This window comes from Herbaspirillum sp. LeCh32-8, from assembly GCF_017814915.1.
Lineage (GTDB): Bacteria > Pseudomonadota > Gammaproteobacteria > Burkholderiales > Burkholderiaceae_D > Herbaspirillum.
Genome location: NZ_JAGIPZ010000008.1, coordinates 59488 through 80696, shown reverse-complemented (window position 1 = coordinate 80696; position 21209 = coordinate 59488). Strand labels below are relative to the sequence as shown.

Annotated in this window: 17 protein-coding genes; all 17 read left to right on the top strand. The window is 68.8% G+C overall.

The genetic code is table 11. The features are described from left to right. Window positions 1-10: 10 nt before the first annotated feature. The 17 genes from J8I26_RS15055 to cobD all read left to right on the top strand — a co-directional run bounded on the left by J8I26_RS15055 (window position 11) and on the right by cobD (window position 21184). A complete protein-coding gene (locus J8I26_RS15055; RefSeq protein ID WP_209607922.1) occupies window positions 11-352 on the top strand; it encodes a ferredoxin in 342 nt (113 codons plus the stop codon). Next, window positions 345-4520, top strand: coding sequence for a cobaltochelatase subunit CobN (locus J8I26_RS15050; RefSeq protein ID WP_209607921.1), 4176 nt, complete (start codon window positions 345-347; stop codon window positions 4518-4520). The genes J8I26_RS15055 and J8I26_RS15050 overlap by 8 nt, the downstream gene beginning before the upstream one ends. After that, the gene (locus J8I26_RS15045) at window positions 4517-6505 is read left to right on the top strand and encodes a putative cobaltochelatase (RefSeq protein WP_209607920.1); all 1989 of its coding nucleotides are present in this window, start codon (window positions 4517-4519) and stop codon (window positions 6503-6505) included. The genes J8I26_RS15050 and J8I26_RS15045 overlap by 4 nt, the downstream gene beginning before the upstream one ends. A 29-nt stretch (window positions 6506-6534) precedes the next feature. Next, a complete protein-coding gene (locus J8I26_RS15040) occupies window positions 6535-7257 on the top strand; it encodes a cobalt-precorrin-7 (C(5))-methyltransferase (RefSeq protein ID WP_209607919.1) in 723 nt (240 codons plus the stop codon). Continuing rightward, entirely contained in the window at window positions 7254-8837 is a 1584-nt protein-coding gene (locus tag J8I26_RS15035; RefSeq protein WP_209607918.1) for a precorrin-8X methylmutase, read from the top strand. The genes J8I26_RS15040 and J8I26_RS15035 overlap by 4 nt, the downstream gene beginning before the upstream one ends. Beyond that, window positions 8837-10081 (top strand): cobalt-precorrin-5B (C(1))-methyltransferase CbiD, encoded by a 1245-nt coding sequence (gene cbiD / locus J8I26_RS15030; RefSeq protein ID WP_209607917.1) that lies wholly within the window; start codon window positions 8837-8839, stop codon window positions 10079-10081. The genes J8I26_RS15035 and cbiD overlap by 1 nt, the downstream gene beginning before the upstream one ends. Next, entirely contained in the window at window positions 10078-10830 is a 753-nt protein-coding gene (gene cobI, locus J8I26_RS15025) for a precorrin-2 C(20)-methyltransferase (RefSeq protein WP_209607916.1), read from the top strand. The genes cbiD and cobI overlap by 4 nt, the downstream gene beginning before the upstream one ends. A gap of 235 nt (window positions 10831-11065) precedes the next feature. Beyond that, window positions 11066-11872 (top strand): precorrin-4 C(11)-methyltransferase, encoded by an 807-nt coding sequence (cobM, locus tag J8I26_RS15020; RefSeq protein WP_209607915.1) that lies wholly within the window; start codon window positions 11066-11068, stop codon window positions 11870-11872. Beyond that, the gene (locus J8I26_RS15015; RefSeq protein ID WP_209607914.1) at window positions 11869-12699 is read left to right on the top strand and encodes a cobalamin biosynthesis protein; all 831 of its coding nucleotides are present in this window, start codon (window positions 11869-11871) and stop codon (window positions 12697-12699) included. The genes cobM and J8I26_RS15015 overlap by 4 nt, the downstream gene beginning before the upstream one ends. Before the next feature lie 619 nt (window positions 12700-13318). Then, window positions 13319-14866 carry a precorrin-3B C(17)-methyltransferase gene (cobJ, locus tag J8I26_RS15010; protein WP_209607913.1) on the top strand — a complete coding sequence of 516 codons (1548 nt, stop codon included), beginning with the start codon at window positions 13319-13321 and terminating at the stop codon, window positions 14864-14866. A gap of 2 nt (window positions 14867-14868) precedes the next feature. Further along, the gene (locus tag J8I26_RS15005) at window positions 14869-16002 is read left to right on the top strand and encodes a GTP-binding protein (protein WP_209607912.1); all 1134 of its coding nucleotides are present in this window, start codon (window positions 14869-14871) and stop codon (window positions 16000-16002) included. A 40-nt stretch (window positions 16003-16042) separates the two neighbouring features. Then, window positions 16043-16645 carry a cob(I)yrinic acid a,c-diamide adenosyltransferase gene (cobO, locus tag J8I26_RS15000; protein ID WP_209607911.1) on the top strand — a complete coding sequence of 201 codons (603 nt, stop codon included), beginning with the start codon at window positions 16043-16045 and terminating at the stop codon, window positions 16643-16645. Beyond that, entirely contained in the window at window positions 16645-17976 is a 1332-nt protein-coding gene (locus J8I26_RS14995) for a cobyrinate a,c-diamide synthase (protein ID WP_209607910.1), read from the top strand. The genes cobO and J8I26_RS14995 overlap by 1 nt, the downstream gene beginning before the upstream one ends. Beyond that, window positions 17973-18647, top strand: a complete 675-nt coding sequence (gene bluB / locus J8I26_RS14990) for a 5,6-dimethylbenzimidazole synthase (protein WP_245200342.1) — start codon at window positions 17973-17975, stop codon at window positions 18645-18647. Before J8I26_RS14995 ends, bluB begins: the two co-directional genes overlap by 4 nt. Beyond that, window positions 18644-19243, top strand: coding sequence for a bifunctional adenosylcobinamide kinase/adenosylcobinamide-phosphate guanylyltransferase (gene cobU, locus J8I26_RS14985; protein ID WP_209607909.1), 600 nt, complete (start codon window positions 18644-18646; stop codon window positions 19241-19243). The genes bluB and cobU overlap by 4 nt, the downstream gene beginning before the upstream one ends. Continuing rightward, complete coding sequence (cbiB, locus tag J8I26_RS14980; protein ID WP_209607908.1) at window positions 19237-20184, top strand: adenosylcobinamide-phosphate synthase CbiB; 948 nt, start codon at window positions 19237-19239, stop codon at window positions 20182-20184. Before cobU ends, cbiB begins: the two co-directional genes overlap by 7 nt. Further along, on the top strand, window positions 20177-21184 hold the full coding sequence (cobD, locus tag J8I26_RS14975) for a threonine-phosphate decarboxylase CobD (protein WP_209607907.1): 1008 nt from the start codon (window positions 20177-20179) through the stop codon (window positions 21182-21184). Before cbiB ends, cobD begins: the two co-directional genes overlap by 8 nt. The last annotated feature ends 25 nt before the right edge of the window (window positions 21185-21209 follow it).

Genomic DNA, 21209 nt, shown 5'->3' with positions numbered 1-21209 from the left:
AATTGACGCAATGAGAACCCATACCCGCCACGTGCTGATGTGCGTGGGCCCGCGCTGCACCGAAAACGGCGTGCTGGCCGAGTCCATGTTCGCCGTGCTGGGCGAGCAGATCGATGCCCGTCCCGAGCTGCGCGTCAAGCGCACCCGTACCCATTGCATGGTGGCCTGCAAGGCGCAGGCGCCGGTGGTGGTGGTCTACCCGGAAGGCGTGTGGTACCGCTGCGAGGATGCGCAGGCGGTCGAGCGCGTGGTGGTGGAGCACCTCGAAGGCGGTCGTGAAGTCACCGACCTGATCTTCCATCGCCTGGGCAGCGGCGACGTCAACCCCGAACCGGAGCACAGCGATGCATGAGGCCGTTAGCATTGCGCTGCTGACGCACGCACCCACCGACCTGTCGATGCTGGCCAGCGCGCGCGGCCAGCTGCCGGAGGATTTCCCGGCGGTGGCCGGCTACGACCTGCAGCGCCTGCAGTCCGAGACCGACGATGACGGCAACCCGCTGCGTACCCTGGCCGACCTGCTGCGCGGCGAGCTTGCCGGCGCCGGCGTGATCGTGCTGCGCGTGTTGGGGCGGCTCTCCGCCGTGGCCGGTTTCCCCGAGTTGCTGCGCGCGGCGCGCGCCGAAGGCCGCCACCTGATCGTGCTGTCCGGCGCCGGCGAACCCGATGCCGAACTGGCCGCGGCCTCCACCGCGCCGGCCGACGTGCAGCAGCAGGCGCTGGCGTATTTCAGCGCCGGCGGCAGCGTCAACCTGGCGCAGCTGCTGCGCTGCCTGTCGGACCGGCTGCTGCTGTCCGGCTACGGCTACGAGCCGGCGCAGGCCTTGCCCGAGCACGGCATCCACCATCCCGACCTGGAGCAGGGTGCCGGCATCGATGACTGGCTGGCGTTGCGCGCGCAGGCTCCCGCCGGCAAGCCGGCGGTCGGCATCATCTTCTATCGCGCGCACTGGCTGTCGGGCAACACCCGCTTCATCGACGCTTTGGTGGCGGCGCTGGAAGCGCGCGGCATGGACGTGCTGCCGGTGTTCACCTCCTCGCTGCGCGCCTCTAACGCCGGCCGTGAAGCGCTGCCGCCGGCCTTGCACTACTTCGGTAGCAACGGCAAGACGCCGCACGTGGACCTGCTGATCAACACCACCTCGTTTGCCATGGGCGAGATCACCGCCGGCGGCGTCACGCCGGCCGGCTGGTCGGTGTCGGTGCTGGAGCAGCTCGGCCTGCCGGTGCTGCAAGCCATGACCAGCGGCATGACCCAGGCGCAGTGGGAGCATTCCACGCGCGGCATGAATCCGCTGGACGCCGCCATGAACGCGGTGCTGCCGGAGTTCGACGGCCGCATCATCGGCGTGCCGCTTTCCTTCAAGCTGGCCGACGAGACCGGCGCGGTGCAGTACCAGGCGCTGCCCGACCGCGTGCGCCGCATCGCCGGCCTGGCGCAACGCTTCGTGCGCCTGCGCCGCACGCCCAATGCCGACAAGCGCATCGCCTTCATCTTCACCAACTCCAACAGCAAGGCCTCGCAGATCGGCAACGCGGTCGGCCTCGACGCGCCGGCTTCGCTGATGAACGTGCTGCGCGCGCTGGACGCCGACGGCTACCGCATCGCCGGGCTGCCCGACAGCGGCACCGCGCTGATCCACGAGCTGGTGGACCGCTGCTCCTACGACGACATCATCCTGTCGGAAGACCAGTTGCGCCGCGCCGCCGCGCGCATTCCCGCCGCGCGTTATGCGCAATGGTTCGCCGCCTTGCCCGCCGCGCTGCAAGCCAAAATGCAGCGCCAGTGGGGCGAGGCGCCCGGCGAGGCCTATGTGCACGAGGATCACCTGGTGATCGCCGGCCTCGACCTGGGCAATGCCTTCGTCGCGCTGCAGCCGCCGCGCGGCTACGGCATGGACCCGGACGCCATCTATCACCAGCCCGACCTGCCGCCCACACACCATTACTACGCGCTGTATCGCTGGCTGGACGAGGAGTGGGGCGCCGACGCCATCGTCCACGTGGGCAAGCACGGCACGCTGGAATGGCTGCCGGGCAAGGGCGTGGGTCTGTCGGAAGAGTGCTTCCCGGATGCGTTGCTGGGCGACGTGCCGCTGTTCTACCCGTTCATCATCAACGACCCGGGCGAGGGCTCGCAGGCCAAGCGCCGCGCCCACGCCGTGGTGGTGGACCACCTGACGCCGCCGATGACCACCGCCGACAGCTACGGCGCGCTGGCCCAACTGACGCAGCTGGTGGACGAGTATTACCAGGTCGAGGTGCTGGATCCGTCCAAGCTGCCGCTGCTGCAGCAGCAGATCTGGGAGCTGGTGCGCCAGACCAACCTGGACACCGACCTGCAGTTCAAGCTGCTGCATCACCACCATGATCACGAACACGGTCATGAGCACGGACATGGCCATCACCACCACGACCACCACCATCATGCGCACGGCCATCATCACGGTCACGACCATGAGCATCACGACCACCATCACCACGAAGACGGCGAGCTGCCGCATGCGCTGTCCGAGCTGGACGGCGCCGGTGTGGCCCACCTGATCGAGGATCTCGACGGCTACCTCTGCGAGCTGGGCGCGGCGCAGATCCGCGACGGCCTGCACATCCTCGGCCGCATGCCGGACGCGCAGCAGATGCCCGACATGCTGGTGGCCCTGACGCGCCTGCCCAACCAGGACCTGCCCGGCCTGCAGGAAGAAGTGGCGCGGCTGTTCGGCCTGTCGCTGGACATGCTGCTGGAGCACAAGGGTCGTCGCCTCAATATCGGCGACGCCCTGGCGCGTACCGCCGGTCGCGCAGTCGTGACGCGCGCCGATGCCATTGAGGCGATTGATGCCCTGTGCGCGGCGTTGATGCAGGCGCTGCAAGACGCGGACTTTGACGAAGCCGCCATCGACGGCGTGCTGAACGCCATCTTCGCCGAGCTGGAAAAGGCGCCCGCCGACGACAAGCCGCGCATGCAACCGGCCGCCGTCAATCCCGCCAAGACTGGCGGCAGCGTCTTGGGCGGCATGCGCGCGATGGCGCGTCCGGCCATGCCCAAGGCCGCGACCGCGACCCCGGCGCCGGCGTCCAAGCCGGCGACCGTCAAATCGAACGACTACGCACCGCTGCGCCGCGTGCTGGCCTTTGCCTGCACCCAGCTGGTGCCGCGCCTGCAAAGCACTTCCGACGAAATCGGCAACCTGTTGAAGGGCTTGTCCGGCGGCTACATCCCGGCCGGCCCCAGCGGCTCGCCCACGCGCGGCATGGCGCATATCCTGCCGACCGGGCGCAACTTCTACTCGGTCGATCCGCGCAGTGTGCCGTCGCAGTCGGCCTGGCGCGTCGGCCAGCAACTGGCGCGCGAGGTGCTGGAGCGCCACGTGCGCGAAGCCGGCAGCTATCCGCACAGCGTGGCCGTCAGTATCTGGGGCACCAGCGCGATGCGCACCCACGGCGACGACGTCGCCCAGATTTTGTCGCTGATGGGGGCGCGCCCGGTCTGGCGCGCCGGCAATCGTCAGGTGGCCGGGGTCGAGCTGGTGCCGCTGGACGAGCTGCAGCGCCCGCGCATCGATGTCACCACCCGCATCAGCGGCTTCTTCCGCGATGCCTTCCCGCAGCTGATCGAGCTGATCGACGACGCGGTTCAACTGGCGATCGCGGCCGACGAGCCGGCCGACATGAACTTCGTGCGCAAGCATTACCTGGACGACCTGAAGCAGGGCATGGATAGCGGACTGGGCCAGGCCGAGGCCGCCGCCCAGGCGTCTTACCGCGTCTTCGGCGCCAAGCCTGGCAGCTACGGCGCCGGCATCCTGCCGCTGATCCAGGAGAAGAACTGGCAGGACCAGGCCGACTTTGCCGAGGCCTACGTCAACTGGGGCGGCTACGCCTACGGCCGCAAGGTGCAGGGCGCCGACCAGCGCGAAGCCTTCCGCCAGCGTTTGTCGGGCGTGCAGGTGGCGCTGCACAACCAGGACAACCGCGAGCACGACATCTTCGACAGCGACGACTACATGCAGTACCACGGCGGCATGATCGCCACCATCCGCGCCTTGTCCGGCCAGCAGCCGCGCCATTACTTCGGCGACAGCCACGATCCCTCGCGCGCCGCCGTGCGCGACCTGAAGGAAGAGACGCTGCGCGTGTTCCGCTCGCGCGTGGTCAACCCGAAGTGGCTGGCCAGCATCCGCCGCCACGGTTACAAGGGCGGGCTGGAGCTGACCGCCACCGTGGACTATCTGTTCGGCTACGACGCCACGGCGCAGGTGCTGGACGACTGGATGTACCAGCAAGTGGCCGAGAGCTACGGCTTCGATCCGGCCATGCGCGAGTTCCTGGAGCAGGCCAACCCCTGGGCCCAGAACGCCATCGCCGAGCGCCTGCTGGAAGCAGCCGGGCGCGGCATGTGGGAGAAGCCCGACGAGCAGACCCTGGAACAACTTCGCCAGCTCTACCTGCACAGCGAGACTCTGCTGGAGGCGCGCGGCGAGACGGTGCGCGGCAGCGAACACGCGAAGGACATGCAATGAGTAGCGTCTATCCCTTCTCCGCCATCGTCGGCCAGCCGCTGCTGAAGCAGTCGCTGCTGTTGTGCGCGGTCGATCCCGGCATCGGCGGCGTGCTGATCCGCGGCGACAAAGGAACGGCCAAGAGCACCGCCGCGCGCGGCCTGACGCAAGTGTTGCCGGCCATCGCCCGCATCGCCGGCTGCGCCTTCAACTGCGCGCCGGGGAGCCCGGTCGCCGCCTGCGAGAACTGCAACGCGGCCGAGGGCAAGCGTGAAGCAAGCGGCGAAGTCCCGTTCGTCACGCTGCCGCTGGGCGCCACCGAAGACCGCGTGCTGGGCACGCTGGACCTGCAGAAGGCGCTGCAGGGCGCGCAGCGCGCCTTCCAGCCCGGACTGCTGGCCTCGGCGCACCGCGGGATGTTGTATATCGACGAGGTCAACCTGCTGGCCGACCACCTGGTCGACGTGCTGCTGGATGTGGCCGCCATGGGCGTGAACTCGGTGCAGCGCGAGGGCTTGTCGGTGTCGCACCCGGCGCGCTTCACGCTGGTGGGCACCATGAACCTGGAAGAAGGCGACCTGCGCCCGCAATTGCTGGACCGTTTCGGCCTGATGGTGGAAGTGACCGCGCCGCAGGACAAGGCCGTGCGTGCCGAGGTGGTGCGCCGGCGCATCGCCTACGAAGCCGATCCGGCGGCATTCGCGCTGCAGTGGCAGGCGCAGCAGGACGCCCTGCGCGCACAGGTGGCGCAGGCCCAGCGCCTGCTGCCGCAAGTGGCGCTGGATGACGCCATGCTGGAATTGATCAGCCACCTGTGCTGCGAGTTCGAGGTGGCCAGCCTGCGCGCCGACATCGTCATGCACAAGACCGCGCGCGCCATCGCCGCGCTGCAAGCGCGCACGCGCGTCACGCCCGACGACGTCAAGGCCGCGGCTCAGCTGGTGTTGCCGCACCGCCGCCGCCGCAAGCCGTTCGACCAGACCGGCATGGATCAGGACAAGCTGGACGACCTGATCGACCAGGCGCGCCAGCCTGAACCGCAGCAAGACGGCGGCAACCAGAGCGAACAGCCGACGCAGTCCGGGCAGGACGAGCGTGATCAAGACAGTGATCAAGACCGCGACCGCGAAGACAAGAGCGAAGGCGAGGGCGGCGAGCAAACCTTCGCCGTCGCCGCCGCCGGCGTGGCGCGCAAGATCAGCGTCGAGGCCATGCCCGGCGCGTCGTCGCACGCCGCGGCCGGGCGCCGCAGCGCGGTCAGCGACGCCAAACGCGGCAGCGCCCTGCGCGCCGTGCCGGACGCCAATCCCGATCGCCTGGCGGTCGGCGCCACCTTGCGCAGCGCCGCCGTGCGCGGCGCGTTGACGCAGGATGCGTCGCAGGACGGAAACCTGCGCGTCACCGCCGCCGACCTGCACCGCCAGGTACGCGCAGGCCGTAGCGCCAACCTGATCGTGTTCGTGGTCGACGCCTCCGGCTCCATGGCCGCGCAGCGTCGCATGGAAGCGGTCAAGGGCGCGGTGCTGGCGCTGCTGACCGATGCCTATCAACGGCGCGACCAGCTGGCGGTGATCGCCTTTCGCGGCGAGTCGGCGCAGCTGCTGTTGGAGCCGACCCGCAGCGTCGATCTCGCCGAGCAGGGCCTGCGCGAGCTGCCCACGGGCGGGCGCACGCCCTTGCCGCATGCGCTGCAACTGGCCTCCCGACTGCTGGAAAAATCGGCGCAGCAGGACGCGCCGCCGCTGCTGGTGATCCTCTCGGACGGCCGCGCCAACGTCGGCCTGCCCGGCGACGAATCCGACCCGTGGCAGCAGACGCTGGCTGCGGCACAACACCTGGCCGCGCGCGGCACGCCGGCGCTGGTGCTCGATACCGAGACCGGTTACATCCGCCTGGGCCGCGCCGCGCAGCTGGCCGAAGCGCTGGGCGCGCCGTGCCTGACCATTGAACAACTGACCGGCGACGCCCTGGCGTTGACCGTGCGCGCGCAGCTCGGCGCGCGCTGAATGACACCGAACGTGAGAAAGACACCAACATGATCATCTGCATCGGCGCCGGCCCCGGCGACCATTCCTACCTGACCATGCGCGGCGCCGACCTGATTCGCAACGCCGACGTGGTGGCCGGCTTCAACGCAGTGGTGGATGTGGTGAAAGACCTGATCCCGGCCACCGCCGAGGTCGTGCTGATGGGTTATCGCGACCAGGTCGCCCAACTCGACCAGGTGGCCGCCATGCACCACGCCGGCAAGCGCTGCGTGGTGGTATTCATGGGCGACATCCACTTCAGCGGCTTCCAGTACCTGGAGCGCGTGGAGCGCGCCTGCGGCCATCGGGTGGAAACCCTGCCGGGCATCTCCTCGGCGCAGATCCTGGCCTCGCGCGCGCGCGTGTGCTTCGACGAGACCACCTTCATCACCTTCCATCGCCGCGGGGACCTGGAGCCGTTCAAGCGCCACCTGGTGCATGTGTTGAATGACGGCCGCAACGCCATCGTCATTCCGTGCCCATGGGACGCCGCGCGCTCCTTCATGCCGCGCCATATCGCCACCTACCTGCTGCAGCAGGGCGTCGACCCCGAGCACCCCACCGAGGTGTGGGAAAACCTCACGCGCGGCGACGCCGAATGGCACGGCAAGCTGGCCGACTGCGCCGACAAGGAGTTCAGCGACATGAGCATCATGCTGATCCGCACCAGAACGCCGATGGAAAGCCAGATTGAGCCGCCGCCGTCGTTGCCGGCAAAGGACGCGGCATGACCGCCGCGACGAAAAAGTCAGCGGTAGTGATTGCCGGCCACGGCAGCCGCGACCCTGACGCGCTGCGCGAGTTCGAGGCGCTGGTGTCGCTGGTGCGCGGTCGCGCCGGCGAGCGGTTGGTGCGCCACGGCTACCTGGAGTTCGCCGCGCCTACCATCGCCGAGGCGGCTGCCGCCTGCGTGGCTGACGGCGCCACCGAGGTCAGCGTGGTGCCCGGCGTGCTGCTGGGCGCGCGTCATGCCAAGAACGACATGCCGGCCGAGCTGTTGGCGCTGGCCAAGCAATACCCGCAGGTCGACTTTCATTTCGGCGCGCCGATGGACCTGCACCCGCTGCTGCTGCAGCTGGCGCAGCAGCGCGTGGTGGAGGCCGAGGCGCAGTCGCCCGAGATCATCAACCGCCAGGACAGCTGCCTGGTGCTGGTCGGCCGCGGCACCACCGATCCCGACGCCAACGGCGAAGTCGCCAAACTGGCGCGCATGCTGCAGGAAGGCATGGGCTTTGGCGGCGTCAAGGTCTGCTTCTCCGGCACCGCTACGCCGCTGGTGCGCGACGGCCTGTCGCTGGCTGCCGGCCAGGGCTGGCAGCGCCTGATGGTGCTGCCGTTCTTCCTGTTCGACGGCGTGCTGGTCAAGCGCATCTATGCCGCCGCCGACGAGACGGCGCTGCGCGAGCCGGGTGTGGAGGTGCTCAAGGCAGGCTACCTCGGCGTGCATCCGCATGTGGCTGACGTCATGCTGGAGCGCGCCGAGCAGGCGGTGCAAGGACGCGCCGCGATGAACTGCACGCTGTGCAAGTACCGCGTGCAGATCGTCGGCTTCGAGCAGCAGGTGGGCGAGCCGCAGCGCGCGCATCATCTGCAGGTACGCGACCTGTCCGCGCGCGAGAAGGCGCTGCCGGCGGCAGCTGTCCGCACCTCGCCCTACGTGCCGCATCCGATCGAAGCCGAGAGCATGCGCATCATCGGCGAGGGCCGCGACTGGAGCGTGTTCCCGCCTGAACACCTCACCGTGCTGCAGCGCCTGGTGCACACCAGCGGCGACTTCGCTGCCGCCGACGAACTGTATTTTTCCGCCGGCGCCGCCCAGACCGGCATGCGCGCGCTGTTGCGCTGCAAGCGCGTGGTGACCGACGTCACCATGGTGCAGACCGGCCTGAAGCGCCAGCTGCTGGAGCAACTCGGCATCGAGACCTGGTGCGGCGTGCACGACCCGGAGTCGCACCTGATGTCGCAGACCCTGGGCATCACCCGTTCGGCCGCCGGCATTCGCCGTGCCTGGCAGAAGTTCGGCAACGACGTGGTGCTGGCCATCGGCGACGCGCCGACCGCCATCGTCGAAGCCACCCGTCTGATCCGCGAGCACGGCTGGCGGCCGCAGCTGGTGGTGGGCCTGCCGGTGGGTTTCGTCGGCACGCGCGAGAGCAAGGACGAGCTGCGCCGCTGCCTGCAGGTGCCGCGCATCACCAACGCCGGCACCCGCGGCGGCTCGCCGTGGGCGGCGACGGTGGTGAACGCCTTGCTGATCGACGCCATCGCCTGGCTGATCGCGCAGGAGCAGGTCGAAGAGGGCGCCGCCTGATGGAGGCCGCCGGCGAGCATGAGCGAGACGGCGAGCGTGCCGAATTGCGGCGCGCCGAGTACGACCTGTCCGTGCTCGCGCCCAACGGCCTGCGGCGCGGCCGCAGCACCGGCAGCTGCGCCACTGCGGCGGTGCGCGCGGCGCTGTATTGCCTGCTGGGCGGCATCCGGCTGGAGCGCACCGAGGTCAGCCTGCCCGACGGCGCGCATTTCATCTCGGTGCCGATCAAGGACGTCGCGCTGCTCGATGACGCGAGCGCGCAGGCCGAGGTGTTGAAGGACGGCGGCGACGATCCGGACAACACCCATGGCGCCACCATCTTCGCCCAGGTGAGGCGCAACGGCAGCGGCGAGATCCGTTTTTTTGCCGGTGAAGGCGTGGGCACGGCCACCATGCCCGGCCTGCGCGTGGCGGTGGGCGAGCCGGCCATCAACCCGGTGCCGCGCGCCATGATGCGGGCGGCGGTGGCCGAGGTGCTGGCGGAGTTGCAGGCGCCGCAGCGCAACGGCGACGCCGGCTGGCGAGAGCAGGGCTTTGACCTCACCATCGGCTGCCGCGAAGGACAGGCGATCGCGCCCAAGACCTTCAACCCCAAGCTGGGCATCGTCGGCGGCATCTCGATCCTGGGTACCTCCGGCATCGTCGAGCCGATGTCGATGGCCTCGTGGATCGCGTCGATCGAGGTCTATATCCGGGTGGCATTGGCCGATTGCCGCACCGGCGACGTGGTGGCCTACCTGCCCGGCAAGATCGGGCGCAGTTTTGCGGCGCAGGAGCTGGGCCTGCCGGACAAGCGCAGCGTGCAGATCGCCAACTTCCTGGGCGATGCGCTGGATTTCACCCAGCAGGCGCTGGCCGAGGACGGCCGGCGTCTGCCGGTGCTGTGGTTGGCAGGACATCCGGGCAAGCTGGCCAAGGTGCTGGACGGCGTGTGGGACACGCACTCCAGCAAGAGCAACATGGCCATGCAGGGCGTGGCCCGCGTGGCGCAAGAGATGCACACGATGAACAGGCAGCACTGCGGCGCATTCGACGCCGGCTTGCTGCAGCAGATGAAGGAAGCCAATACGGTGGAAGCGGTAATCGAGCTGGTGCGCGCGCGGGACGAGTCCCTGTCGCGCGTGCTGTGGACTGAAATCGAAGCGCGCATCGCGGCGCTGGCGGCGGCGCGCGTGCCCAACGTCAGTCGCGTGGCGGTGCGCCTGTTCGATCTGGACGGACGTCAACTGGGAGCCGGGGCATGACCGTGAGCAGTCACCACAAGGGAAAACTGTCCGGCATCGGCGTCGGCCCCGGCCCGGCCGGCTATCTGCCGCTGGCGGCGCTGGACGCCTTGCGCACGGCTGACGTGATCTACCTGCCGCGTGCGCGCGGCGCCGACATGTCGGTGGCGCTGCAATGCCTGGACGGCGTCGCGTTCGATCGCAGCCGCCTGCGCGAGATCGAATTCAACATGGATCCGGACCGCCAGGTGCTGCAAGAGCACTACGCCCAACTGGGCGCCGAGCTGGCCGCGCAGCTGCGCGACGGCTTGCACGTGGCCTATCTCACCATCGGCGATTCGCTGACCTACTCGACCTACGGCTATGTGCTGGCCGCCGTGCGCGATCTCTACCCGGAGTGCGACTGCGTCACCTATCCCGGCATCACCAGCTACGCGGCCGCGGCCTCGGCGATGGAGTGGCCGCTGGGCGTGGGCAAGGAGCGCACGCTGATCCTGCCCTGCCCGGAAGACGCGGCCACGCTGCGCGCCGAGATCGAGAGCCACGACATCGTGGTGCTGATGAAAGTCGGCGCGCGCTTGCCGTGGGTGCTGGACTTGCTGCGCGAGATGGGCATCGCCCCGCACTGCGCCTTCGCCCGCCGCATCGGCTTGGAGGGCGAAGTGCTGGCGTCCGACCTGAGCACGCTGGACGCGGCCCAGGCCAGCGGCTACCTGGCGGTGCTGCTGATCCGCAAGACCGCGCCGGAAAAACGTCATGTGGCCGGATGAAATGCGGCTGGATGAATAAAGAACACTCCCTCCCCTTCAAGGGGAGGGCCGGGGTGGGGATGGGTTTAAACAAGGCCAAGGAGTTTCAAGGCCCTGCATTTTTGAATGAGACGGACGTCGTTCTTGTTCGATTCGGGACATTCGCAACCCATCCCCACCCCAACCCTCCCCTTGAAGGGGAGGGAGCGCCGTACCGATATTTGCGGAGCGGCGCACTAGCAACGAAAGGACAAGCATGAAGGTATATTTCATCGGCGCCGGTCCCGGCGCGGCCGACCTGATCACGCTGCGCGGCGCGCGCCTGCTGGGTGAGGTGAAGATGGTGCTGTACGCCGGCTCGCTGGTGCCCACCGCGATGCTGGAGCATTGCCGCGCCGACGCCGAGCTGATCGACACCGCCGCGCTGGATCTGGAGCAGCAGCAGGCCTGTTACCTGCGCGCGCAGGCCATGGGCATCGACGTGGTGCGCCTGCACTCGGGCGACCCCGCCATCTACGGCGCCACGGCCGAGCAGATGCGCCGGCTGGATGCACTGGGCATCTCCTATGAAGTGGTGCCGGGCGTGTCCTCCTTCACCGCGGCCGCTGCTGCGGTGTCGGCCGAGCTGACCAAGCCGGAGGTCTCGCAAAGCGTGATCCTGACCCGCGTCTCCGGCCGCGCCTCGGCGGTGCCGGAGTCGGAGTCGATCGCCTCGCTGGCCGCGCACCGCGCCACCATGTGCATCTTCCTCTCCGGCCCGCACCTGAAGAAGATCGTCAACGACCTGCTGCTGCACTACCCGCCGACCACGCCGGTGACCCTGGTCTACCGCGCCAGTTGGCCGGAGCAGCGCGTCTACCAGGGCACGCTGGAAAAAGTGCTGGACGAGAACAAGCGCGGCGAATGGAACCTGACCACGATGATGCTGGTGGGGGCTGCGCTGGACAAACAGCAGGTGGCCGAGTCCAGCCTGTATTCCAAGGACTTCACGCACCTGTTTCGCGTGGTGAAGAAGCAGAAGCAGGCTGAAGGCGCGGATGCCGTCGAGGAGCCGCAGCCATGACCCCGCCGCTGGCCGACGCCGAGCTGGGCATCTGGCCGGTGCGCGCCGAGGCCGAGCTGTTGGCGCAACGGCTGCAGTCGACGCTGGGCGGCACGCTCTATCGCCCGTGGCTGAACGCCGACGCCGGTGAAGCAAGTGACGGTGGGACGGTGCTGACCCAACGCCAGCAGTTCGCGTTGGCATACCGCCGCCATCGTCAGTGGATCCTGATCGGCGCCACCGGCATTGCCGTGCGCTTCCTCGACGGTCAGCCGCAGGACAAGCACAGCGACCCGGCCGTGGTGGTGCTGGACGAAGCAGCGCGTTTTGCCATCTCGCTGTTGGCCGGCCACGAAGGCGGCGCCAACCGCCTGGCCTACCGCGTGGCGCAAACCACCGGCGCGCAACCGGTGATCACCACCGCGACCGAAGCGATCAAGCCGCTGGTGCTGGGCATAGGCTGTCGCAAGCAAGCCACCGCGGAACAGATTTCTGCGGCGGTGTCGCATGCGCTTGGCCTGTTGGAAGGCGCCGCACTGGCGCAGGTGCGCGAGGTCGCGACCATCGACATCAAGGCGCAGGAGCCGGGCTTGCTGGCCTTTTGCGCCACGCACGACCTGCCGCTGCGGGTGATTGCCACGCAACAGATCGCCGGCCGCGCCTGGGTCGGCAAGCCCTCGGAATGGGTGATGCAGAACGTCGGCGTGGAAGGCGTCTGCGAACCGGCAGCCCTGATCGCCTCGCCGCGCGGGCGGCTGGTGCTGGGCAAGACGGCGCTGGACGGCGTGACGGTGGCGGTGGTCGATGACGCGGCAGGTTGGCTGGGTGCATCGGCACAGGCCGGATGAGGTATGACCAACGACGCTGGGTTCCTGCTTGCGCAGGAACGACGGATTAAACGAGATACGGAGTTTGTTTTTCAGTCGACGCCGAGCCCGTATGCAGAGGCGCAACGGAGGCCGGCGGTGATGGCGGCGCAGCGAACGACACTGGATCCCGGCCTTCGCCGGGATGACGGATTAAAGAGGAAAGTGAGTCGATGCCCCGAAGCCACAAGCAAGGCGCAAAGATCCGAAGCCGAAGGCGAGGATGAGCAGAGGCGATGCCGCAGGCGAGCCGGACGGCTTTCCCTTTGTGGGCCTGCCGTCGGAGTGCGCTGAAAAATGGATCAGCGGGGCAGTCGGAGCGAAGCGACTCTGCCGCGCCCATTTTTCAGCGCGCTCCGACGGGTACCCCGAAGGGGCTGGCACTTAGGGGCCGCCTTCTTTTGCTTACTTTTCTTGGCGGAGCAAGAAAAGTGAGCGGCTGCCGGGCCGCCCCCGGCGCTCCGTTCCGACCGGAGAAAGAGAGAAACAGAGCCGGTACATCGGCACGCAGCAAGACCAGACTACCCAAGCATCAAGGCATCAAGGCATCAAAGAACGCAGCAGCAAAGAAAACAAGCAGCAAAGCAAAAGGAATAAAGCAGTGAAAAAAGGCGTCCTCAACCTGGTCTCAGTAGGCCCCGGCTACGAAGAAATGATCATCCCGCGCGCCATCGAAGCCCTGCGCGACAGCGAAGTCATCGTCGCCTACGAGCTCTACCTGCGCTGGATCGGCCCCCATATCGAAGGCAAGGAAATCCACACGCCGCCCCTGACCCAGGAGCGCGAGCGCGCGCTGCTGGCCATCAAGCACGCCCGCGCAGGCAGGAAGGTGTCGCTGATCTCCAGCGGCGACATCGGCATCTACGCCATGGCCGCGCTGGCCTTCGACGACATGCGCGAAGACGACACCTACGAGGTCAACCTCATCCCCGGCGTCACCTCCGCCAACGCTTGCGCCTCGCTGCTGGGTTCGCCGCTGTCGCATGACTTTGCCACGCTGTCGCTGTCCAACCTGCTGTGCCCGTGGGAGTGGATCGAGCAGCGCGCCACCCACATCGCCCAGGCCGACCTGGCCTGTGTCTTCTACAACGTGCAAAGCGCCGGCCGCCAGGACGGGGTCTACCGCATCCTGCAGCTGATGCTGGAGCACAAGGCGCCGCACACGCTGTGCGGCGTGGTGAAGAACGCCTACCGTCCCGGCCAGCAGGTCAGCATCCACCGTCTGGACGAGCTGCCGGCGCTGAAGTTCGACATGCTGACCTCGATCGTGATCGGCAACCGCTTCACGCAGAGAAAGCGCGACTGGATCTTCACCCCACGCGGCTATAACGACTGGAGCGAGAGCGTCGAGGCCGAGGCGGTGGCGCAATTGCCGCCGCAGGCGGCGTGGGTGTTCTCCGGCACCGGCGACGGCAACGCGTTGGCCGCGCAGCTGGCGGCCGACGGCCTGCCGGTGGTGGTGTCGGCGGCCACCGGTTACGGCGGGGAACTGGCGCAACAGGACTGCCCCGGTGCCCATGTCTGGGCCGGCCGCCAGGGTGTGGAAGCGCGTCGCCAGGCATTGCGCGCCAGCCGCGCGCGGGTGCTGGTGGACGCCACCCATCCGTTCGCCACGCAAATTTCACAGCAGCTGATGGAGCTGTCGAAGGAACTGGAGATTCCCTATCTGCGCTACGAGCGCCCCAGCGACCTGGACGACCACGATGCCAACGCCTGCGCCGACATGGACGAGGCCGCCGGCCGCGCGATTGCCGCCGGCAAGCGCATCTTCCTGGCCACCGGCTCCAAGGATCTGGCCGCCTTCCTGCAGGCGCCGCACGCGCAGGAGCGCCAGTGGTTTGCGCGGGTGACGGCCGACCCTGATTTCGTGCGCCGCGCGCTGGAGCTGGGCGTGCCGCGCGCCAACCTGTGCGCCATGCAGGGGCCGTTCTCGCAAGGCTTCAACGAGGCGCTGTGGCGCGACTGGGGCATCGACTGCGTGGTCACCAAGGATTCCGGTGAGGCCGGCGGTTATCGCGCCAAGGCCGACGCCGCGCGCGCGCTGGGCATTCCCCTGATCACGGTGCGTCGTCCGCGGCTGGACTATCCGCGGGTGGCGGGCGACTTCGACGCCGTGCGCGCGCAGCTGGCGCAGTGGGCCGGAGCCTGAGCATGTCGTCGTCGCAGAACCTGCCGCCGGCCTTGCCGCCGATCCCGGTGACGGTGGTGACCGGCTTTCTCGGCACCGGCAAGACCACGCTGTTGCGCGGTCTGGTGCGGCGTCGCCAGGCGCGCCGGCTGGCCTTGCTGATCAACGAGTTCGGCGAGGTGGCCATCGACGGCGCCTTGCTGCGCGCCGACGAGGATGCGCAGGGCCAGGTGCAGATCCAGGACCTGTCGCACGGGCTGATCGCCTACGGCGACGATGCGCAGTTCGTGCCGGCCATGCTGGCCCTGGCGGCGCGGCGCGCGCAGATCGACCACGTGCTGATCGAAACCTCCGGCCTGGCCTTACCCAGTGCGGTGATGGAAGTGCTGCAGTCGGAACAGCTAGCCCCGCACTTCGTGCTGGATGCGACGCTGGCGGTGGTGGACACGCCCTTGCTGCTGGAAGGCGCCTTCGACGCCGGCGTCGATGCGCTGGCTGCGACCGCGCTGCTGTTTCGCCAGCAGCTGGAATGCGCCGACGTGGTGGTGTTGAACAAGATCGACGGCCTGCAGGAGCCGGAGCTGCTGCAGGCCGAGCAGCGCGTGCGCGCGCTGGCGCCGAACGTGCGTTTCCTTGAACTGGCCTACGACGCCCGGCTGGATATCCGCCTGGCGCTGGGCCTGCGCCTGCATCAGGCCGGCGCTGCCGTGCATCACCACTACACGCCGATGGGCATGCCCGGCGAGCGCGCCACGGTGGCCGCCGACCAGGGCCGCTTCAACGGCCACGCGCATTCGGGCCTGGGCGCGCACAGCCACGGCCTGGCCACGCACAAGCATTTTCATGAGCAGGATCCGGGCTGGCTCTCGTTCACCCTGCGCAGCGATGCGCCGCAGGACGGCGAACGGCTGCGCGAAGCGGTCGCCGCGGCGTCGCAGGCCGAACCCATCCTGCGCGCCAAGGGTTTCGTACAGGCCGGCGCCGACGCGCCGGCCTTGCTGGTGCAGGGCGTGCGTGCACGGGTGGCGGTCGTCAATGACGATGGCGAACCCGGCAAGACGCCGGCGCGCTCGGAGCTGGTGTTCATCGGTTATCACCCCAGCCGCACACGGGTGGCGCAGCTGCTGTGCGAGATGACCGGCACCGAATGGAAGTAAGCGTAAAGAACCATCACCGCTGATTTTTGGAAAGACACACATGAAGACCGATCCCGAATCGCACAAGCGTATGACCCAGCGCCACAAAGAGGGCTTCGAGAAGAAGAAGGCCGCGGCGCAAAAGGAGAAGGGCCTGCTGATCGTCAACACCGGCACCGGCAAGGGCAAGTCCAGCGCCGCCTTCGGCATGGGCATGCGCATCCTCGGCCACGGCATGAAGCTGGGCGTGGTGCAGTTCATCAAGGGCGCGCTCTACAGCGCCGAGCGCGACTTCCTCGGCGGCCACGCCAACTGCGACTTCCACGTGGTGGGCGAGGGCTACACCTGGGACACCCAGGACCGCGAGGCCGACATGCGCACGGCGCAGCGCGGCTGGGCCGAGGCGGTGCGCATGATCAATGACCCGAGCTACGACATGGTGATCCTGGATGAGCTCAACATCGTGCTCAAGTATCTCTACCTCGATCTGGACGACGTGCTGCGCACCTTCGCCGGCCGTCGCGAAATGCTGCACATCGTGGTGACGGGCCGCCATGCGCCGGAGGCGCTGATCGAGCAGGCTGACCTGGTCAGCGAGATGCGCCCCCTGAAGCATCCCTACAAGGAGCAGGGCGTGAAGGCGCAGAAAGGCGTGGAGTTCTGATGCCGCACAGCCCATACAGCAGCCCCGCGCTGTTCATCTCGGCGCCGGCCTCGGGCCACGGCAAGACCACCATCACCGCCGCGCTGGCGCGCCTGTACCGGCGCGACGGCAAGCAGGTGCGGGTGTTCAAGACCGGCCCCGACTTCCTCGACCCGATGGTGCTGGAGCAAGCCAGCGGCCATCCGGTGGTCAACCTCGACCTGTGGCTGGGTGGCGAAGACCATTGCCGGCGCCAGGTGGCGCTGGCCGCGCAGCAGGCCGACGTGGTGCTGGTGGAAGGCGTGATGGGCCTGTACGACGGCGAACCCAGCAGCGCCGACCTGGCGCAGTTGCTGGGCATTCCGGTGATGGCGGTGATCAACGCGCGCGGCATGGGGCAGACCGTGGGCGCGCTGGCGCAGGGCCTGATCGCCTATCGTCCCGAGCTGAAGTTCGCCGGTGTGCTGGCCAATGGCGTGGCCAGCCCGCGCCATGCGCAGATGCTGCGCCAGGGCCTGCAGAACGCGCGGCCCTCGGTGCCGCTGCTCACGGGGCTGCAGCGCGACATGCAGTTCGCGCTGCCGGAACGTCATCTCGGCCTGGTGGCCGCGCCCGAGATCGCAGACCTCGATACGCGCCTGGACGCCATCGCCGACCGCATGGCCAGCACCTCGCTGGCCAAGCTGCCGGAGCCGGTGGACTTCGGCACGCCGCCGCCGGAGCGCGCCTTCCCGCGCCTGCTGGAGGGCAAGACCATCGCGGTGGCGCGCGACCTGGCGTTCTCCTTCATCTACACCGCCAACCTGGAACTGCTGCAAGCCATGGGCGCGGCGCTGTGCTTCTTCTCGCCGCTGGCCAATGAAGCGCTGCCGCCGTGCGACGCGGTGTGGCTGCCGGGTGGTTACCCTGAGCTTTACCTCGACCAGCTGCAGAGCGCGTTGACCACGCAGGACGGTCTGCGTGCTCACGCCGCCGCCGGCAAGCCGCTGTACGCCGAATGCGGCGGCATGCTCTACTTGCTGGAAACCATCATCGGCCAGGACGGCCGCAGCGGCCGCATGTGCGGCGTGTTGCCGGGGCAGGCCGCGGTGCAGCCGCGCCTGCAGGGCCTGGGTTACCAGACGCTGTCGCTGAACCTGCCGGGCGCTTTCGGCGAGCACCTGCGCTGCCATACCTTCCATTACTCGCGCGCGGTGGTGGGCGCGCAGTTCATGGCGCGCGGCGAGCGCCTGTTCGATTCATCCGAAGGCGAGGTGGTGTACCGCCGAGACAAGGTGGTGGCCAGTTACCTGCACGCTTATTTCCGCTCCGCGCCGCGTACTGTGGCGGCCTTGTTTGGCGGGGCGGCATGAGCGACATGTCGCCGCATCGTTATCCGCAAGCCGAGGTGGAGGCGGTCTACCGCGCCATCCGCGAACGGCGCGACATGCGTCACTTTTTGCCGGACGCGGTTGATCCCGCCTTGCTGGAGCGCCTGCTGCAGGCGGCGCACCATGCGCCCAGCGTGGGCTTCATGCAGCCATGGCGCTTCATCCGCATCCGCGCCGCCGATCTGCGTACGCGCATCCACGCGCTGGTGGAGCAGGGGCGCATCGCCACCGCGCAGGCCCTGGGCGAGCGCGAAGACGAATTCATGAAGCTCAAGGTCGAGGGCATCCTCGATTGCGGCGAGCTGCTGGTGGCCGCGCTGATGGAGCGGCGTGAGCCGCATGTGTTCGGCCGCCGCACCATGCCGCAGATGGACCTGGCCTCGCTGGCCTGCGCCTTGCAAAACATGTGGCTGGCCGCGCGCGTCGAGGGGCTAGGCATGGGCTGGGTGTCGCTGTTCGAGCCGGCGCAGCTGGCGCAGTTGCTGGAGATGCCCGAGGGCGCCGAACCGGTGGCGGTAGTGTGCCTGGGGCACGTGCCGGCCTTTTATGAAAAGCCGATGCTGGAGCAGCAGAACTGGGCCGCGCGGCGGCCGCTGCATGAGCTGGTGGCCGACGACAAATGGCCGTCTGAACCGGCCGGAGACAAGACATGAAGACACGACGCACCCTGGTGTTCGGCGGCGCCCGCTCGGGCAAGAGCGCTTATGCGGAGAAAGAGTCGGTATTGGCGGCGTCGGCGGCGGGCGCGCAAGAGATCGTCTACATCGCCACCGCCGGCCGCCAAGCCAGCGCCGACGATGCCGAGATGCGCGCGCGCATCGACCATCACCGCCAGCGTCGCGAGGCGCAGGGCGGGCAGTGGCGCACCGTGGAAGAACCCCTGGCGCTGGGCGCGGCGCTGCGGGAGAACGCCGGACCGGGACGCGTGGTGCTGGTCGATTGCCTGACGGTGTGGCTGTCCAACCTGCTGTTCGCGGATGGCTATGACTTCCCGGAACTGGGCCCGATCGAGGCGCCGGCCGCCTTCACCATCGAGCGCGTGGATTTCCTGCGGGCGCTGCAGGAGGCGCAGGGCACGGTGATCCTGGTGTCCAACGAGGTCGGCATGGGCGTCGTGCCCACCGGCGCGGTGTCGCGCTGGTTCGTCGATGAGGCGGGGCGGCTGAACCAGTCGGTGGCGGCCTTGTGCGAGCGGGTGCAATGGGTGGCGGCGGGATTGCCGCTGAGCTTCAAGGATATCGCATGCTGAACGGCATTCCCTTGAGCTGGCTGGCCCTGCTGATGACGGCCGGCATCGCGCTCGACCTGCTGCTGGGCGAGGCGCGCCGCTGGCACCCGCTGGTGGGCTTCGGCAACCTTGCCAAGCGTATCGAAGGCGCGCTCAACTGCGCGCCCGGGCTGCGCCTGCGCGGGGTGCTGGCATGGATGCTGGCGGTGCTGCCGGGCGTGACGCTGGCGGCGTGGATCATCCATCTGTCGCCGTGGTGGCTGGCCTGCCTGCTGCATGCCGGGCTGCTGTATTTCTGCATCGGCCTGCGCAGCCTGCGCGACCACGCCATGCCCATCGCGTTGGCGTTGGCCAGGGGCGACCTGGCGGCGGCGCGGGTGCTGACCTCTTATATCGTCAGTCGCGACACCCGCCAGGCCGATGAAGGCGACCTCGCCAAGGCCGGCGTCGAGTCGCTGCTGGAGAACGGCAACGACGCCGTATTCGGTACGCTGTTCTGGTTCGCGCTGGCCGGCGGCCCCGGCGCCTTACTGTTCCGGCTGGCCAATACGCTGGACGCGATGTGGGGCTATCGCAATGAACGTTTCTTTTATTTCGGCTGGGCCGCGGCGCGCATCGACGATGGGCTGAACTGGGCGCCGGCGCGGCTGACGGCCTTGTCCTATGCCTGGCTGGGCGACCGCGACCGCGCCTTGTCCTGCTGGAAGGAGCAGGCCCCGGCCTGGGGCAGTCCCAATGCCGGGCCGGTGATGGCCGCCGGCGCCGGCGCGCTGGGCGTTATCCTGGGCGGCGCGGCAACCTACGACGGCGAGGTGGAGCAGCGTCCGCCGCTGGGGCGCGGCCAGCCCGCGCAAAGCGCCGACATCGTGCGCGCCTGGCGACTGGTGGCGATGTCGGCGGCGTTGTGGCTGGCGGCAGCATGGGCGCTGGCGGTTATTTCCTTCGGAGTTTTCCATGCTTGAACACGGCGGCAACCTGAACGACGCCGCGCTGCGCTACGGCCGTCCACGCAACGAGTGGCTGGATGTGTCGACCGGCATCAACCCGGTGCCGTATCCGGCGCCGACGCCGGCCGCTGATGCCTGGCATCGTCTGCCGGAACCTTCCGACGAACTGGTGCGGGCGGCCTGCGACTACTACGGCGCGCCGCGCATGTTGCCGGTGGCCGGCACCCAGGCGGCGATCCAGGCGCTGCCGCAACTGCGCCTGCGTCGCGATGGACGACCGGCGCGGGTGGTGGTGGCCGCGCCCATCTATGCCGAACACGCGCACTGCTGGACGCGCGCCGGCCACGCGGTGCGCGAAGTGCCTTATGCGCAGCTGGACGAGGCAGCCGCCGGCGACTGCGAGGTGCTGGTGCTGTGCAATCCCAATAACCCGACCGGCGCCGTCGTCGCGCCGGACCAGCTGCTGCGCTGGGCGCGGCAATTGCAGGCGCGCGGCGGCTGGCTGGTGGTCGACGAGGCCTTCGGCGACACCCTGCGCGCGCAGAGCGTGGCCGCGCACACCGGGCAGGAGGGCCTGATCGTGCTGCGGTCGGTCGGCAAGTTCTTCGGCCTGGCCGGCTTGCGGCTGGGCTTCGTCGCCGCCGCGCAGTCTTTGCTTGATGCGCTGGCCGATTGGCTCGGCCCGTGGACGGTGGCCGGGCCTTCCCAGCAGGTCGGCATCGCCGCCTTGCGCGACCGCGACTGGCAGCGCGCCACGCTGCAGCGTCTGCTGGCCGACGGTGAGCGCCTGCGCGGCTTGCTGGCGCGGCACGGCATCGCCGCGTCGGGCAGCGCCTTGTTCCAGTGGTGGCCGGAACCGCGTGCGACGGAGTTTCACGAAACGATGGCGCGCCAGGGCGTGTGGGTGCGCCTGTTCACGCGCGGGGCCGGCGGCATTCGCATCGGCTTGCCGCCGGACGAGGCGGGGTGGCTGCGCCTGGAGCAGGCCTTGCAGATATGGAGCGCACGTGGCTGATTTTTCCGGTTTCCCTTTCCATACC

Coding starts and splice junctions, on each gene's coding strand:
- bluB (WP_245200342.1), top strand. CDS start 17,973: ATGAGCGACATGTCGCCGCATCGTTATCCGCAAGCCGAGGTGGAGGCG.
- cobD (WP_209607907.1), top strand. CDS start 20,177: ATGCTTGAACACGGCGGCAACCTGAACGACGCCGCGCTGCGCTACGGC.
- J8I26_RS14995 (WP_209607910.1), top strand. CDS start 16,645: ATGCCGCACAGCCCATACAGCAGCCCCGCGCTGTTCATCTCGGCGCCG.
- cobI (WP_209607916.1), top strand. CDS start 10,078: ATGACCGTGAGCAGTCACCACAAGGGAAAACTGTCCGGCATCGGCGTC.
- cobU (WP_209607909.1), top strand. CDS start 18,644: ATGAAGACACGACGCACCCTGGTGTTCGGCGGCGCCCGCTCGGGCAAG.
- J8I26_RS15005 (WP_209607912.1), top strand. CDS start 14,869: ATGTCGTCGTCGCAGAACCTGCCGCCGGCCTTGCCGCCGATCCCGGTG.
- J8I26_RS15015 (WP_209607914.1), top strand. CDS start 11,869: ATGACCCCGCCGCTGGCCGACGCCGAGCTGGGCATCTGGCCGGTGCGC.
- J8I26_RS15055 (WP_209607922.1), top strand. CDS start 11: ATGAGAACCCATACCCGCCACGTGCTGATGTGCGTGGGCCCGCGCTGC.
- cbiB (WP_209607908.1), top strand. CDS start 19,237: ATGCTGAACGGCATTCCCTTGAGCTGGCTGGCCCTGCTGATGACGGCC.
- J8I26_RS15050 (WP_209607921.1), top strand. CDS start 345: ATGCATGAGGCCGTTAGCATTGCGCTGCTGACGCACGCACCCACCGAC.
- J8I26_RS15045 (WP_209607920.1), top strand. CDS start 4,517: ATGAGTAGCGTCTATCCCTTCTCCGCCATCGTCGGCCAGCCGCTGCTG.
- cobO (WP_209607911.1), top strand. CDS start 16,043: ATGAAGACCGATCCCGAATCGCACAAGCGTATGACCCAGCGCCACAAA.
- J8I26_RS15040 (WP_209607919.1), top strand. CDS start 6,535: ATGATCATCTGCATCGGCGCCGGCCCCGGCGACCATTCCTACCTGACC.
- cobM (WP_209607915.1), top strand. CDS start 11,066: ATGAAGGTATATTTCATCGGCGCCGGTCCCGGCGCGGCCGACCTGATC.
- cbiD (WP_209607917.1), top strand. CDS start 8,837: ATGGAGGCCGCCGGCGAGCATGAGCGAGACGGCGAGCGTGCCGAATTG.
- J8I26_RS15035 (WP_209607918.1), top strand. CDS start 7,254: ATGACCGCCGCGACGAAAAAGTCAGCGGTAGTGATTGCCGGCCACGGC.